The following is a 14,877-nucleotide window of genomic DNA, read 5'->3' as shown; positions in this document are numbered from 1 at the left end:
CGAGTCAAGGACAGTGAAAGATCAGTAATCGTCCTCGGTGTAAATGATCATGCCGCGCAAGTTCTTTCCCGCGAGCATGTCGGCGTAGCCCTCGTTGATCTCCTCGAGCTTGTAGGTGTTGGTCACCAACTCGTCGAGTTTGAGTGCGCCGCTGCGGTAGTGATCGAGCAGCTTCGGAATCTGGGAACGCGGGCCGACACCGCCGAAGATGGCTCCCTGCAAGCGCTTCTGCAGCAGTGTCAGCTCGAACAGGCTGAGCGTCACCTGCGAATCGGCGTAGTGGCCCATGCCGACCACAACAACCTGACCGCCCTTACCCGTGGCGCTGAGGGCAGGTTGAATGATGTCGCCGTGGATCTCTCCGACAGTGATCACGGTGACGTCGGCCATCTTGCCCCACGTGAGTTCACCGATCGCGGGGATAGCTTCCTCGAGCGAAGCGAAGGTATGAGTTGCGCCGAATTCCTTGGCCTTCTGCCGCTTGAATTCAACCGGGTCGATCGCAACAACAAAGCGCGCGCCCGCAGACGCGGCACCCTGCACCGAGTTGATGCCGACACCGCCGACTCCGATAACCACGACCGTGTCACCGACCTTTGCGCCGCCGATAGCCGTCGCCGATCCCCAACCGGTCGCGACGCCACAGCCGAGCAGCGCTGCCTTGTCGAGTGGGATGTCCTTCTCGATCTTGATCACCGAGGACTCGTTGACCGTCACGTACGGAGAGAACGTGCCGAGCAGGCACATCTGAATGACGGGCTCACCATCGAGGGTGACTCGATACGAATTATCCGAGATCGATTGTCCGGTAAGCAGACCCGCACCTTGGTCGCAGATATTCTGCAATCCCTTTGCGCATGACGGACAGCGTCCACACGCCGGAATGAACGCCAGTACAACGTGATCACCTTCGACGACGCTCGTAACGCCCGGTCCCACCTTGGTCACCACTCCGGCACCTTCGTGCCCGCCCACGGCAGGATAGAAGGGAAGCGGGCTTGCACCCGTCCGCAAGTGCTCGTCCGAATGGCACAGCCCCGATGCGGCAAGCCGAATCTGCACTTCTCCGGAAATCGGATCACCCAGATCGACCTCTTCGATTTCCCACGGCTGACCTGGCGCCTTGACTACTGCTGCCTTGACCTTCACCAGCACTCCTCGAAATTATTCGTGATGCACGGACGACGACGGACCGAATCGGGACTTGTGTTCCCGATCACACTCCACCTACGAGTGTGCCCGATGGGGGCCGAAAATATCGGCGCTCAGACGATCACCTTCAGACGCGACAATGCCGCCACCGAAAAACCAGTGACGGCATTGTCGAAAGCACGAGATCTTCGCTCAGACAGCGGTACCGATCGGGCCACGCGCTGCTTCGTACGCCGCACCGACGCGGTACAGACGCTCGTCCGCCATGGCCGGAGCCATGATCTGCAGACCGACAGGCAGATTGTCGTCCGCCGAGAGACCCGACGGCACCGACATGGCGCAATGGCCGGCCAGGTTGGTAGGCAGGGTGCAGAGGTCGGAGAGGTACATCGCGAGCGGATCGCCCACCTTCTCCCCCAACTTCCACGGCGTGAACGGACTGGTCGGCGAGACCAGAACATCGACCTGCTCGTACGCCTTGTCGAAATCGCGAGCGATCAGAGTGCGAACCTTCAGGGCTGAGCCGTAGTAGGCGTCGTAGTAGCCCGAGGACAGTGCGTACGTGCCGATCATGATGCGGCGCTTGACCTCCGGACCGAAGCCGGCAGCGCGAGTGGCTGCCATGACCTGATCGGCGCTCATGTTGCCGTCGTCGACGCGCATGCCGTAACGCATCGCGTCGAAGCGCGCCAGGTTGGACGAGACCTCACTGGGCAGCACCAGGTAGTACGACGCGAGCGCATACTCGAAGCTCGGGCACGACACCTCGACAACCTCGGCGCCGAGAGCCTTCAGCTGCTCGACTGCTGCGTCGAAGGACGCGATGACGCCGGGCTGGTAGCTGTCGGAGTGCAGCTCCTTGACGACGCCGACCTTGACGCCGCGCAGGTCTCCGCTGGCACCTTCGCGAGCTGCGGCAACCACCGGACGCACGGGAGCATCGATGGACGTGGAGTCGCGCGGATCGTGTCCGGCGATGACCTCGTGCAGCAGCGCGGTGTCGAGCACGGTGCGACCGCACGGGCCACCCTGATCGAGCGACGACGCACACGCGACAAGACCGAAACGCGAGACGGTTCCGTACGTGGGCTTGGTGCCGACGGTTGCCGTGACTGCGGCCGGCTGGCGAATGGATCCACCGGTGTCGGTGCCGATGGCCAACGGTGCCTGACGGGACGCCAGCGCAGCTGCACTACCGCCGCCCGAGCCGCCGGGGATACGCGTGGTATCCCACGGGTTACGTGTCGGGCCGTACGCCGAGTTCTCGGTGGAGGAACCCATCGCGAATTCGTCGAGGTTGGTCTTGCCGAGGATCGGAATGCCTGCGGCGCGAAGCTTGCTCGTCAGGGTCGCGTCGTATGGCGCCACCCATCCTTCGAGCATCTTCGACGCGCACGTCGTCGGCATGTCCGTGGTGGTGAAGATGTCCTTGAGCGCAATCGGCACACCGGCGAGCGGCGATACGGGCTCGTTTCCGGCTGCCAGGGAGCTGTCGACGGCGGCGGCGGCTTCGAGCGCCTGATCGCCGGCGACGTGCAGGAAGGCGTGGTACTCGGAGTCGACTGCAGCGATGCGATCGAGGTGCGCCTGGGTGACCTCTACCGAGGACACCTCACGCGAATGGATCTTGTCTGCCAGAACCGAGGCGTCCAGCGTTGTCAGGTCGGCGGTCATTCGCCCTCTCCAAGGATCTGCGGAACGGCAAAGCGATCCTGTTCGACTGCGGGTGCACCGGACAACGCCTGATCCGGGGTCAACCCCGGCACGATGACGTCCGGTCGGGTGACGTTGGTGACGGCATTGGGGTTCGCCATGGGCGGAACGTCGTCGGCCGCAACCTCGGTGACCACCTTGACGTGGTTGAGAATCGAATCCAACTGACCGGCGAACTCGTCGAGTTCTGCGTCGGACAGTGCGAGTCTGGACAGCCGCGCGAGGTGCGCGACCTCGTCACGGGAGATGGCAGGCACCGCGGGGCCCCTTTCGGAAGAGGACGTATTCATTGCCGGTCCAGCCTAGTTGCTCGGCTCAGCACACTTGTAGTCGCGCCTCGCGTGTCCACCGCCACGTCCGGTTCGACCGAAGTGTTTCGGTCATGTCACAACCTCGTACAGCGGGCGTGACGGGGCCGCGGCGCCGAACATCGACACTGCGACAAGTGCAAAGATGACGTACAGCGCGAGTCACCACGACCCGGGCGACAACCGAAAGCGAAAGGACGAACGTGTCATACCTGCTCCGCGTCAGTCTGCCCGACCGTCCCGGTAGCCTCGGCGCACTCGCCGTCGCACTGGGTTCCGTCGGAGCCGACATTCTCTCCCTCGACGTCGTAGAGCGAGGCGACGGTTTTGCCATCGACGATCTTGTTGTCGACGTCGAACCGGGAGCGCTACCGGACACACTCATCACGGCAGCCGAGCATCTCCCCGGCGTATCGGTGGATTCCATCCGTCCGTACGCGGGAATCCTCGACACCCACCGTGAGCTCGAACTCATCGACTCAGTCGCCACCGCAAAGGACGATCGCCTCCAGGTACTCGTTGACGGCGCCCCGCGAGTGCTGCGAGTGGGTTGGTCCGTCATCGTCGACATCGGCCCGCAAGGGGCATATCGGGTGGTCGGCAGCTCGGGCGCACCCGAAACTCACGCCACCGAGGTCCCGTGGATGCCCCTCGAGAAGCCGGCAGTCCTCGACGGTGAAGCCGACTGGGTTCCCGAGGTGTGGCGCGACATGGACACCAGCCTCGCCGCCGCACCATTGGGTTCGGGCGGTCGAGTCCTGATGCTCGGACGCCCCGGCGGGCCGGAATTCCGGCCGTCGGAGATTGCCCGGCTGGGTTATCTCGCCGGGATCATCGCGACAGTTCTGAGCTGACAACGACAGTTCCGGGTTATTGCAGTTCTGGGTTACTACAGCTCTGGGTTACTACTCAGGCCAGGTCGCGCACCAAGACGGTCAGCTCCATGCCCCGGATCGGTTCCCACGCCCGGTCCGGGTCAGGGACAAATCCGTTGCGATCGTAGATACGACGCGCATCGACCATCTCCGGTTGAGTCGACATGACCACCGAGTGATCGCCACGGTCGTACGCCTCGGCAATCACGGCGCGTACCAAAGCCGTACCCGCTCCCGATCCGCGAGCATCGGGTGAGACTGCGAGCATGCGGAATTCGAGTTCGCCGGCCTGCGCTACGTCCGCGAACGGCGTTCCCGGTTCTGCCACGGTGAGCGATCCCACAACGCGGTCAGCGAGAACCGCGACCAGCACTCGGCCGTCCTGCGCCCGAGTTGCCGTGTCGCGCAGACGCTCCGCGTACGGGGTTCCTTCGGCAACAAATCCGCCACCCACGTAAGCCTGCACAGTCAGCTCCCCTACGGTGTCGAACTCGTTGGGGAGGATTTCGCGAATCTCGATCATGGCGTCACTATTGCACCCTGCGTACCGAACTCGGAAATCGCAAAGCGAAGTAGTTATTCGTCCAATTCGGTGGGTGCTACCGCGTCCGGGCCACCTTCGAGCAACCGACGGAAGCCGTCCTCGTCGAGCACGGGCACGCCCAATTCGACCGCCTTGTCGTGCTTGGAACCCGGTGCTTCACCGACAACCACAAACGCCGTTTTCTTCGAAACGGAACCGGCTGCCTTACCGCCGCGCACGAGGATCGCTTCCTTCGCCTGATCGCGGGAGAACGTCTCGAGTGAACCGGTGACCACGATCGAGAGGCCCTCGAGGTTGCGCGGAATGGAATCGTCTCGCTCGTCCTCCATTCGCACTCCAGCGGCCGCCCACTTGTCCACGATCTGCTGATGCCAGTCCACCGTGAACCACTCGACCACTGCGGCGGCAATCGTGGAACCGACGCCGTCTACAGCTGCCAACTGCTCCATCGACGCTTCCCGAATGCGTTGCAGCGAACCGAATTCCCCCGCCAACGCTCGCGCCGCCGTTGGACCGACATGCCGAATGGACAGTGCCACAAGCACTCTCCACAACGGCTTGTCCTTGGCCGAATCCAGGTTGGCCAGCAAGCGTTTTCCGTTTGCCGAGAGCGCTCCGGCGTTGGTCCGGAAGATCGGCACACCGATCAGAGTGTCGGCGTCGAGTGAGAAGAGATCACCTTCGTCGTCGATGGCCTTCGCTTCGAGAAGACCGGTCGCAGCCTCGTATCCGAGCACCTCGATGTCGAAGGCCCCGCGGCCGGCAACATGGAACACCCGCTCACGCAGCTGCGCCGGGCAGTGCTGCTGATTGGGGCAGCGCACGTCGACGTCGCCCTCTTTTGCGGGCGCCAGCAAAGTGTCGCACTCGGGACAATGCGTCGGCATGACAAACTCGCGCTCGGTGCCGTCGCGGACGTCGGCCACCGGTCCGAGAACCTCGGGGATGACGTCGCCCGCCTTACGCAGCACCACGGTGTCACCGATCAACACACCCTTGCGCTTGACCTCACTGCCGTTGTGCAGCGTGGCCAACGACACAGTCGAACCGGCTACCGTTACCGGTTCCATGTACGCAAACGGCGTCACACGTCCGGTTCGTCCGACGCTGACGCGAATGTCGAGAAGCTTGGTCGTGACCTCCTCGGGCGGGTACTTGTACGCAATCGCCCAACGCGGCGCTCGTGACGTGGTGCCGAGACGGCGATGCAACGACATTTCGTCGACCTTGACCACCAGGCCGTCGATCTCGTGCTCGACGTCGTGGCGATGTTCGCCCCAGTACTTCATCTTGTCCACCACGGCGTCCGCCCCGACAACGCGTGACGTGTGCGTCGACACCGGCAGACCCCACGCGGCGAGCGCGACATAGGCGTCGTACTGCGACGCGGGCTCGAAGCCCTCCATGCGGCCGAAACCGTGACAGATCATGCCGAGGCGTCGACGCGCCGTCACCGCGGGATTCTTCTGGCGCAACGATCCGGCGGCAGAGTTTCGCGGGTTTGCGAAGGGCGCCTTGCCTTCTGCGACCAACGACGCGTTGAGTGCGGCAAAGTCCTCGAGGCGGAAGAACACCTCACCACGCACTTCGAGCACGCTGGGGATCGGGTACTCGTCCGTCGCGGTGAGGTATTCCGGGATGTCGTTGATGGTGAGCGCGTTGAGCGTGACCAATTCGCCCGTGCGGCCGTCTCCACGGGTGGCAGCCCGCACGAGCTTGCCGTTCTCATAGACGAGGTTGAGCGCAACGCCGTCGATCTTGACTTCACAGAGGTAGTGCAGATCCGGCCCGGTTTCCTGCTCTACCTTGGCAATCCAGCCGCGCAGTTCGGACTCGTCGAAAACGTTGTCGAGGCTGAGCATGCGCTCGAGGTGATCGACCGAGGTGAAATCCGTTGCGAACCCGCCGCCCACCAACTGAGTCGGTGAGTCAGGAGTCCGCAAGTCCGGATACTGCTCTTCGAGGGCATTGAGCTGACCGAGCAGTGTGTCGAATGCGCCGTCCGAGATGGTCGGTGCATCACGAACGTAGTAGCGGAACTGATGCTGACGGACCTCCTCAGCCAGCTCCATCCACTGCTCACGCGCCTCGTTGGGCGCAGGCTGCACGGTTCCCTCGGTGGTTTCACTCACAAGACAAGAGAATATCGGCTCTCACCGACAGAAAAGCACCGCGAGTCAGAACGCCGACGGATCGTCCACCAAGGCCTTGCTGACGTCGGTGCACACCTTCAGCGCCGTGCGGGCGTAGTCGAGGCCGGCGCCGGCCAGACCGCATCGCGGGGTCACCGCCACCTGAGTCTGCAGCAGCTCCCGTGAGAACCCGAGACGGTCGATCAGCGTCACGGCAGGCATTGCGCATTCTTTCCACGTCAGCGGCTTCTCGGGCGCCGTGGAGGGAACCAGACCCAACGCCAGCTGCTTGCCGGCATCGAACAACTGGCCGATGCCGTCCAAGTCGCGCGAGGAAATCAGGGACAGGTCGAAGCTCACGGCACTCGCCTTGCTGCGTCGCAGCAGATCCCACGGGAGGTCCGCGCTGCAACTGTGCACGATGGTCGGCAATCCGCAGCCCTCGATGGCCGAGTCCAGAATCGCCAGGGCTTCCGGTTCTGGGAGCGCCGGAACACTTTCCATTCTCGTGCGTCCGGGCAAAGACCCGGCGAGCACAGCAGTCATCTGCGGTTCGTCGAGCTGAACGATCACGCGGGCACCCGTGCGGCGGGTCACCTCGGCGGCGTGGCGGGCCAACCCCTCGCCCAACGATTCGGCAATGTCACGCAGTGCTCCGCGATCCACGAGCACACGTGAACCGTTTGCGACCTCGATCTCGGCGCCGAGTGTCAGCGGGCCGGCAGCCTGCAGCTTGATCACGTGATCTCCGCCGACCAGCCGCGCTGCTTCCCAGGCTTCCTCGAGAGCGTCGAGATCCTGGTTCAGGAAATCCTCGGCGCGCTTGGCGATGTTGCCGCGCCGGGGCACAACCCGGTACGAGCGCGTCGACGCGTCGAGGTTGATGTCGACGAGGACGGCACCGGTTCGGCCCACTGTGTCTGCGCCGAGACCGCGTGCCGGTAGTTCCACCAGGTGCGGAAACCCACCGAGCTCACCGAGGATGGTGGCGGCACTTTCCCGGGCATCCGTGCCCGGCCAGGATCCGATTCCGGTGACCAGGCCACCGATGGAAACCTGCTGTGTCACAGTGTGTTCGGCTCGGATTCGGTTCCGGCGATAGTGCCGCTGCCGAGTACCTGATCGCCCAGTTCACTGTCGGGACGGTACAAAACCACTGCCTGCCCCTTCGCGACACCCGTCAGCGGTTCCCGCAAGGAAATCGTGATGCCGCCGCCTGAAGTGCCGTCGTCGACTGCCTCTGCCACTGCCTGCGCCAGTCCGCCGTGAGCCCGAACCTGCACCATGCACTCGACCGGGCCTTCGGGGGCCTGACCGGACGTCCAGATCGCACGCTGCGCCGTGATGGCCCACACATCGAGATTCTTGGCCGAACCGACTCGGACAGTGCCGGTTTCGGGTTCGATCGACGTCACGTACCGCGGGCGTCCGTCCACCGCCGGACCTTCGACGCCCAGTCCCTTACGCTGACCGATCGTGAAGCCGTGCACGCCGTCGTGTGCTGCCAGGACCTCACCCGAATCGGCGTCGACGACGCTTCCCGGGCGAACACCGATCCGGGCGCCGAGGAATGCTCGGGTGTCGCCGGTCGGGATGAAGCAGATGTCGTGGCTGTCCGGCTTGTTCGCGACGGCAAGTCCGCGCTCGGCGGCCTCTTCGCGGATCTGCTCCTTCGGTGTGTCGCCGATCGGGAACATCGCGCGCGAAAGCTGCGCTGCTGTCAGAACTCCCAGGACGTACGACTGATCCTTGTCGGAGTCGACTGCGCGGCGCAGAACGCCGTCTTCGAGGCGGGCGTAATGGCCCGTGGCAACGGCGTCGAATCCGAGCGCAACCGCGCGATCCGCGAGAGCGGTGAACTTGATCTTCTCGTTGCAGCGCAGGCACGGGTTAGGCGTCTCACCCGCGGCGTACGACGCCACAAAATCGTCGATCACGTCTTCTTTGAAGCGATCCGCAAAGTCCCAGACGTAGAAGGGGATTCCCAGAACGTCGGCGGCGCGCCTGGCATCGCCCGCGTCTTCCTTGGAACAGCATCCACGCGAACCCGTGCGCAAAGCGCCAGGTGCCGTCGACAACGCCAGATGAACTCCCACGACGTCATGGCCGGCGGCAACTGCGCGGGCGGCGGCAACGGCGGAGTCGACGCCTCCGCTCATGGCTGCGAGTACTCGCATCAGCGATCCCCTCCACGCGAACCGGCACCGGCAAGACCGGCGGCCCGAGCGCGCTCTACTACTTGTGGCAGCGCTGCGATGAGCGCATCCACATCGGTGACACTCGACGTATGTCCGAGTGAAAATCTCAAGGAGCCCCGCGCGGTCGACGGTTCTACGCCCATCGCGATCAGCACGTGGCTGGCCCGGGCAACACCTGCGGTGCAGGCCGAACCGGTGGAGCATTCGATACCCGCAGCGTCGAGGAGCATCAGCAACGAGTCCCCTTCACAGCCGGGAAAAGTGAAGTGCGCGTTGCCGGGCAGACGGTCCGAACCGGTCGGGCCGTTGAGTACCGATTCGGGAAGAATCCGGAAAACACCCTCGATCAAACGATCGCGTAGTTCCGCCAATTCCCGTGCACTGGAATCGATGTGCGCGGTGTTCTCGCGCAGCGCCGCGGCCATGCCCACCACGCCCGCGGTATCCGGGGTTCCCGAACGAAGATCACGCTCGTGTCCGCCGCCGTGCAGGAGCGGCACACACGGAACCTGACGTCCCAGCAGCAGTGCGCCGACGCCGTGCGGGCCGCCGAACTTGTGTGCCGCGATACTCAGCGCAGAGAGCTTGCTCGCGGCAAAATCGACTGGCAACTGGGCAACGGCCTGGACTGCGTCACTGTGCATCGGGATTTCGAATTCCGCTGATATCTCGGCCAATTCGAGAATCGGCATGACGGTGCCGACCTCGTTGTTCGCCCACATGATCGTGACGAGTGCAACCTCGTCGGCGTGCACCGACAACTCGTCTCGCAGGGTCTGCGGGTCGACTACTCCGTTGGCGTCCACCGGCAACCAGGTGACCTTGGCACCCTCGTGCTTTTCGAGCCACTCCACGGTGTCGAGAACCGCGTGGTGCTCTACCGAGCTCGCCAGGATTCGGTTGCGCCTCGGGTCGGCGTCGCGGCGGGCCCAGAAGATTCCCTTCACTGCGAGGTTGTCACTCTCGGTACCGCCGGACGTGAAGATGACCTCCGACGGCCGAGCGCCCAGGCAGGCCGCGATCGACTCGCGCGATTCCTCGACACGGCGGCGCGCAGCACGGCCGGAGCCGTGCAGCGAGGACGCATTGCCCACGGTTGTGAAGATATCGGTCATCGCCTCGATAGCAGCTGCCGTCATCGGTGTGGTGGCGGCATGATCGAGGTACACCGGAAATGCGGTGTCAACACGGTGTGCAGGCAGAGTCATGGCCTGACCAGGATAGCCCAGCACGGCGGCTCGCTTCGCGCCGCTTACCCGGCTAAGCGAACATCCTCCGGCGCGGCGGTGATCCGCATCTCCAGATCGGGCACCAGAGCAGTTGTGCCGCGTACTGCCCGCTCACACCGCTCCGCAAGCTCGCGCCGGCACTCCCCTGCCTCTTCGAGCGGCGCCAATCGGACCTCGACCTCCACACTTTTCTGACGCAGGATTCGCCCGATGGATTGCCCGATCGTCTCGCTGCCGACAAAACACGGGCCAGTGCACAGGGAGCCGTCGGCGTTGGCGTACCGGATCGCCATGGGCTGGACCGGGCACTGCGAATCGACCGCGGCCTGGAACATCGCCGGGCGGAATCCGCCGTACGCCCGCCCGCACCAGGTCGTTCCCTCCGGAAAGACCATGATGCGCACGCCTCGTTCCAGGCGCTCACGCACAACTGCGACGACTTCGGGCAGCTCACGCAGCCGAGCGCGATCGATCGGCACAACTCGCATCCGACGTGCCAGCGATCCAAGGACCGCCCACTCGAGCAGATCCGCCCGGGCGACGAAGTTCGCGGGCGCAACAGCACTCGCAACCAGTACGTCCGTCCAGGACACATGGCCGGCGACCACCATTACCCCGTCCGGTTCAGGCCTGCCCAATCGCTGATCGTCGACGCTCAGTTTCATGCCGAGGCAGCGGAGCAGCAGGCGTGAGTACGCACGCTGCAGATGGGCCCGCCAGGTTCGCGGCAGCAACCAGCCCGCTGACAGGATCGGCGCAGTCAGCAACGCGCAGCCGACCATCACCGCTCGAATCCCTACCGTGACATTCGACACACGTGCCGGATCGGACGGCAGACACCCGTCGCCGCAGGGGCTCGACGGCACCCAGTACGGGGTCATCCCGCGAGCCCTTGCTGGGTAGACGCCGCCGATCGAAGCCGATCGAGGTACCTCTTGTTCGCCGAGTGCAGACCTTGCAGCGCAACAAAATCCGCGACGCCGAACGCGGGATCGTAGGCGGGTTCACCGCAGATCACTGCGCCCATGCGCAGATATCCGCGCAGCAGCGGTGGCATGGTCACGCGTGCGGGTGGTGCGATCTGATCCAGTGTGCGGCCGCCGAGAACGACAGGATTTCGGGGAACGGCCCGCCTCTCCAACGGACTGGCGTGCTTGTTCAACACAAAATCGCGGACGCCGCGCACATCCGCGCCGGGGACGGCACCGGGGTGCGGGGTGATCGGAACGGAGACGCACCCCATCACCCATTCGTGGCCGGTCAGTTCGAGGTACTGCAGAATCCCGGACCACATGAGTCCGAGTACCGATCCGTTGCGATGCGCCGGATCGACACATGCGCGGCCCATCTCGACCACTCGGCGCGCCGCCGGATCGATAGCCGAGATATCGAATTCCGTTGCGGTGTAATACCCACCTGCTCTGGCCGCGGCATCCGGGGTGAGCATGCGGTAGCACCCGACGTAATCGCCGGTGAGATCGTCGTAGACCAGGATGTGGTCACAGAAATCGTCGAACGCATCTGCGTCGAGCTCGAAAGGTGAAGCGGGAATCGAGAATCCGGGCTCGGAGACGAATACCCGGTATCGAAGGAGCTGCGCGGCCACTCGATGTTCACGGTCGGAGGAGACGATCAGGGAATATCTCGGCGCGGCGACCTCACGGCCGAGATTGTCACTCGCGGGGCGAAGGACTGACGTAATTGTCATGCGCCAGGTTTATCGACCGGACGCGACGGCGCGGCATCAGCAAAGTGACGCGCCGATGCAGGCCGGGTGAATAAAGCACTGTGCGCCCTTGTCAACCGCTGGGGGTTGATAAGGGCGCACAGCAGGTGGTGCTTTTTAGCCCTTGTGAGCCTTCACAGCCTCGGTGAGCTGCGGTGCGACGTTGAACAGGTCGCCCACGATGCCGAAGTCGGCGATCTCGAAGATGGGTGCCTCTTCGTCCTTGTTGACCGCGACGATGGTCTTGGACGTCTGCATGCCGGCGCGGTGCTGGATGGCACCGGAAATGCCGAGTGCGATGTACAGCTGCGGGGAGACCGTCTTACCGGTCTGACCGACCTGGAACTGTCCGGGGTAGTAACCCGAGTCCACAGCCGCACGCGAAGCGCCGACTGCTGCGCCGAGGGAATCGGCGAGCTCTTCGACGACGGAGAACTTGTCGGCGCTGCCGACGCCACGTCCACCGGAAACCACAACGCTGGCTTCGGTGAGCTCGGGGCGGTCGCCACCGACGATCGGCTCACGCGAGGTGACCTTGACGGCACTCTCGTCCTGAGCCGAAACCTCGACAGCGATCTGCTCGCCGGCGCCGGCCTGCGGAGCTGCTTCGACTGCACCCGGGCGAACCGAGTAGACGGGGACGTCGCCGTTTGCCTTGGCCTCGACGGTGAACGCGCCACCGAAGATGGAGTGGACGCCGGTTCCGTCGGCCTTGATCTCGATGACGTCGGTCAGCAGACCGGAGCCCAGACGTGCGGCCAGACGACCGGCAACCTCTTTGCCCTCCGTGCCGGCTGCGGTGATGACCGCTGCGGGGCTGGTGGACTCGACGAGTGCGGCGAGAACGTCGACCTTGGGGGTGACGAGGTAGCCCTCGATGTCGTCGGACTCGGCGACGTAGATCTTCTCTGCGCCGGCTGCTGCCAGTGCGTCGGCGAGCTTGGCTGCGGTGCCGGCGGGGCCGGCGACAACTGCCGACGGCTCACCGAGTGCGCGTGCAGCGGTGATGAGTTCGGTGCTGACCTTCTTCAGCGCACCTTCTGCGTGCTCTACGAGCACAAGTACTTCTGCCATGACTTAACTCTCCCTGAGTTTTTCTGCTGGTTGCCTAGAAGGGCGCGATCAGATGACCTTGTTGCTGACGAGGTACGCGGCAATCTTGGTGCCACCGTCTCCCTCGTCTGCGATGCGCTCACCAGCGGTGCGGGGGGGCTTCGGAGTGGAGGAGGTCACGGTCGTGCCGGCGTTGGCAACACCCACGGTCTCCGGGTCGACACCGAGGTCGGCCAGTGTGTAGACGAGAACTTCCTTCTTCTTCGCGGCCATGATGCCCTTGAAGGAGGGGAAGCGCGGCTCGTTGATCTTCTCGGTGACCGAGACGATTGCGGGCAGCGAAGCCTCGAGGCCGAAAACGCCCTCGTCGGTCTCGCGCTCACCGGTGACGGTGCCGTCAGCGACGACGAGCTTGCGCAGCTGCGTGAGCTGCGGAATGCCCAGGTACTCGGCAATGATGGCCGGAACAGCGCCGACACGGCCGTCAGTGGCCTCGTTGCCGGCGATGATCAGGTCTGCAGGCTCTTCGTTCTCGAACGTGATCTGTCCGAGTGCGGCTGCGAGGGTCCACGCGGTCTGGATGGCGTCGGATCCGTGCAGCGCGGGGTCGTTGATGTGGACAGCCTTGTCGGCGCCCATCGACAGTGCCTTGCGGATAGCGTCGGTGGCGCGGTCGGGGCCTGCGGACAGCACCGTCACCTCACCGCCCTGAGCTTCCTTGATGAGGAGTGCTTCTTCGACGGAGCGCTCGTTGATCTCGTCGAGCACTGCGTCTGCGGCTTCACGGTCAAGCGTGTAGTCGCCGTCGGTCAGCTTGCGCTCGGACCATGTGTCGGGGACCTGCTTGATCAAAACAACGATATTCGTCATGGGTCTTCGTCGACCTCCTGTGTGTATTTCACCTGATAAATCGTCTGTGTTGCTACGCGCAGGCCGAGGGATTCCGCAAATGGATTTCTCGTCTCACGTCGGCTGTGCGTTAGATTACCTCACGTTAAGTTACCCGTCGGTAACTTAACGTGGAACCACCCTCACCATAACGGCACGGAGTGCAAATTATCGCTGTGATCTGGACCACGTGAACACGTTCTATCCGTTTGGCACTAATCTCCCAGAGGTGAGTGAAACAAGTGTCAGCAACCACGAGGACGCACCCCTGCCCCTGACGGGCGAACGAACTGTGCCGGGAATTCCCGAGGAGAACTACTGGTTCCGGCGCCACGAAGTTGTCTACCGCGCGTTGCTGGAACGCTGCACCGATCGCCGCGTGCTCGAAGCCGGTTCCGGAGAAGGCTACGGCGCCAACATGATTGCCGATGTCGCCACCAAGGTCACCGGTCTCGATTACGACATCTCCGCCGTCGAACACGTCCGCGCTCGTTACCCCCGCGTCGAGATGGTCCACGGCAATCTCGCCGAATTGCCACTCGAAGACAATTCGGTGGACGTAGTAGTGAACTTCCAGGTAATCGAGCACCTGTGGGACCAGGGACAATTCCTGCGCGAGTGCTTCCGAGTCTTGGCTCCTGGCGGCGAACTTCTCATCAGCACCCCCAATCGGATCACCTTCTCCCCGGGCCGGGACACACCGCTCAACCCGTTTCACACCCGCGAACTCAACGCAGACGAGATGACGGAACTCCTGGTAGACGCCGGATTCCGCGTCCAACTCATGACGGGTGTCCATCACGGCCCGCGACTGAAGGACCTCGACGCCAAACACGGCGGATCGTTCATCAATGCGCAGATCGACCGTGCCCTCGCCGGTGAGCCATGGCCGGCGGACCTGACCCGCGACGTCGAAGGCATCACCGTGGACGACTTCACGCTCGCCGTCCCCGACATCGACGCAAGCCTCGACCTCGTCGCAATTGCCGTGAAAGACGCCGCTGTCAAAGACCCCGCAGTGAAAGATCCTGCCGAGTGAGTAACGCAACACCCGTCCGA

Annotated in this window: 14 protein-coding genes; 2 read left to right on the top strand and 12 right to left on the bottom strand. The window is 63.9% G+C overall.

Features of this window, described 5'->3' with window-relative positions:
* Positions 1 to 21 precede the first annotated feature (21 nt).
* The 3 genes from RG2_RS06690 to gatC form a co-directional block, all read right to left on the bottom strand.
* The gene (locus RG2_RS06690) at positions 22 to 1,149 is read right to left on the bottom strand and encodes an NDMA-dependent alcohol dehydrogenase (protein WP_033231475.1); all 1,128 of its coding nucleotides are present in this window, start codon (positions 1,147 to 1,149) and stop codon (positions 22 to 24) included.
* Positions 1,150 to 1,344: 195 nt separating this feature from the next.
* Positions 1,345 to 2,826: an Asp-tRNA(Asn)/Glu-tRNA(Gln) amidotransferase subunit GatA gene (gene gatA, locus RG2_RS06685; RefSeq protein ID WP_033231071.1), complete on the bottom strand. Its 1,482-nt coding sequence runs from the start codon at positions 2,824 to 2,826 to the stop codon at positions 1,345 to 1,347.
* Entirely contained in the window at positions 2,823 to 3,122 is a 300-nt protein-coding gene (gene gatC / locus RG2_RS06680) for an Asp-tRNA(Asn)/Glu-tRNA(Gln) amidotransferase subunit GatC (protein WP_033231072.1), read from the bottom strand. The genes gatA and gatC overlap by 4 nt, the downstream gene beginning before the upstream one ends.
* A gap of 254 nt (positions 3,123 to 3,376) precedes the next feature.
* On the opposite strand from gatC, the gene RG2_RS06675 reads away from it, so the two are divergent.
* Positions 3,377 to 4,027: an ACT domain-containing protein gene (locus tag RG2_RS06675; protein WP_033231073.1), complete on the top strand. Its 651-nt coding sequence runs from the start codon at positions 3,377 to 3,379 to the stop codon at positions 4,025 to 4,027.
* Positions 4,028 to 4,082: 55 nt separating this feature from the next.
* Here the strand turns inward: RG2_RS06675 and RG2_RS06670 are convergent, their stop codons facing one another.
* From RG2_RS06670 to RG2_RS06630, 9 genes are all read right to left on the bottom strand, one after another.
* Positions 4,083 to 4,571, bottom strand: a complete 489-nt coding sequence (locus RG2_RS06670; protein ID WP_033231074.1) for a GNAT family N-acetyltransferase — start codon at positions 4,569 to 4,571, stop codon at positions 4,083 to 4,085.
* A gap of 53 nt (positions 4,572 to 4,624) precedes the next feature.
* Positions 4,625 to 6,724, bottom strand: a complete 2,100-nt coding sequence (gene ligA / locus RG2_RS06665) for an NAD-dependent DNA ligase LigA (protein ID WP_033231075.1) — start codon at positions 6,722 to 6,724, stop codon at positions 4,625 to 4,627.
* A 45-nt stretch (positions 6,725 to 6,769) separates the two neighbouring features.
* Positions 6,770 to 7,792: a uroporphyrinogen decarboxylase/cobalamine-independent methonine synthase family protein gene (locus RG2_RS06660; protein ID WP_033231076.1), complete on the bottom strand. Its 1,023-nt coding sequence runs from the start codon at positions 7,790 to 7,792 to the stop codon at positions 6,770 to 6,772.
* Entirely contained in the window at positions 7,789 to 8,901 is a 1,113-nt protein-coding gene (gene mnmA, locus RG2_RS06655; protein WP_033231077.1) for a tRNA 2-thiouridine(34) synthase MnmA, read from the bottom strand. Before mnmA ends, RG2_RS06660 begins: the two co-directional genes overlap by 4 nt.
* Positions 8,901 to 10,130, bottom strand: coding sequence for a cysteine desulfurase family protein (locus RG2_RS06650; RefSeq protein WP_033231476.1), 1,230 nt, complete (start codon positions 10,128 to 10,130; stop codon positions 8,901 to 8,903). The genes mnmA and RG2_RS06650 overlap by 1 nt, the downstream gene beginning before the upstream one ends.
* A 44-nt stretch (positions 10,131 to 10,174) precedes the next feature.
* Positions 10,175 to 11,032: a lysophospholipid acyltransferase family protein gene (locus RG2_RS06645; RefSeq protein WP_051730202.1), complete on the bottom strand. Its 858-nt coding sequence runs from the start codon at positions 11,030 to 11,032 to the stop codon at positions 10,175 to 10,177.
* The gene (locus RG2_RS06640; RefSeq protein WP_033231078.1) at positions 11,029 to 11,859 is read right to left on the bottom strand and encodes a GNAT family N-acetyltransferase; all 831 of its coding nucleotides are present in this window, start codon (positions 11,857 to 11,859) and stop codon (positions 11,029 to 11,031) included. Before RG2_RS06640 ends, RG2_RS06645 begins: the two co-directional genes overlap by 4 nt.
* A 135-nt stretch (positions 11,860 to 11,994) precedes the next feature.
* Positions 11,995 to 12,951 (bottom strand): electron transfer flavoprotein subunit alpha/FixB family protein, encoded by a 957-nt coding sequence (locus RG2_RS06635; RefSeq protein WP_033231079.1) that lies wholly within the window; start codon positions 12,949 to 12,951, stop codon positions 11,995 to 11,997.
* A gap of 48 nt (positions 12,952 to 12,999) precedes the next feature.
* On the bottom strand, positions 13,000 to 13,800 hold the full coding sequence (locus tag RG2_RS06630) for an electron transfer flavoprotein subunit beta/FixA family protein (protein ID WP_033231080.1): 801 nt from the start codon (positions 13,798 to 13,800) through the stop codon (positions 13,000 to 13,002).
* 247 nt (positions 13,801 to 14,047) lie between these two features.
* Here RG2_RS06630 and RG2_RS06625 point away from each other — a divergent pair, with 247 nt between their 5' ends.
* Positions 14,048 to 14,857 (top strand): class I SAM-dependent methyltransferase, encoded by an 810-nt coding sequence (locus tag RG2_RS06625; RefSeq protein WP_045070389.1) that lies wholly within the window; start codon positions 14,048 to 14,050, stop codon positions 14,855 to 14,857.
* Positions 14,858 to 14,877 lie beyond the last annotated feature (20 nt).

This window comes from Rhodococcus globerulus NBRC 14531, from assembly GCF_001894805.1.
GTDB classification, from domain to species: Bacteria; Actinomycetota; Actinomycetes; order Mycobacteriales; family Mycobacteriaceae; genus Rhodococcus_F; species Rhodococcus_F globerula.
This window is presented reverse-complemented; position numbering and strand designations above follow the sequence as displayed.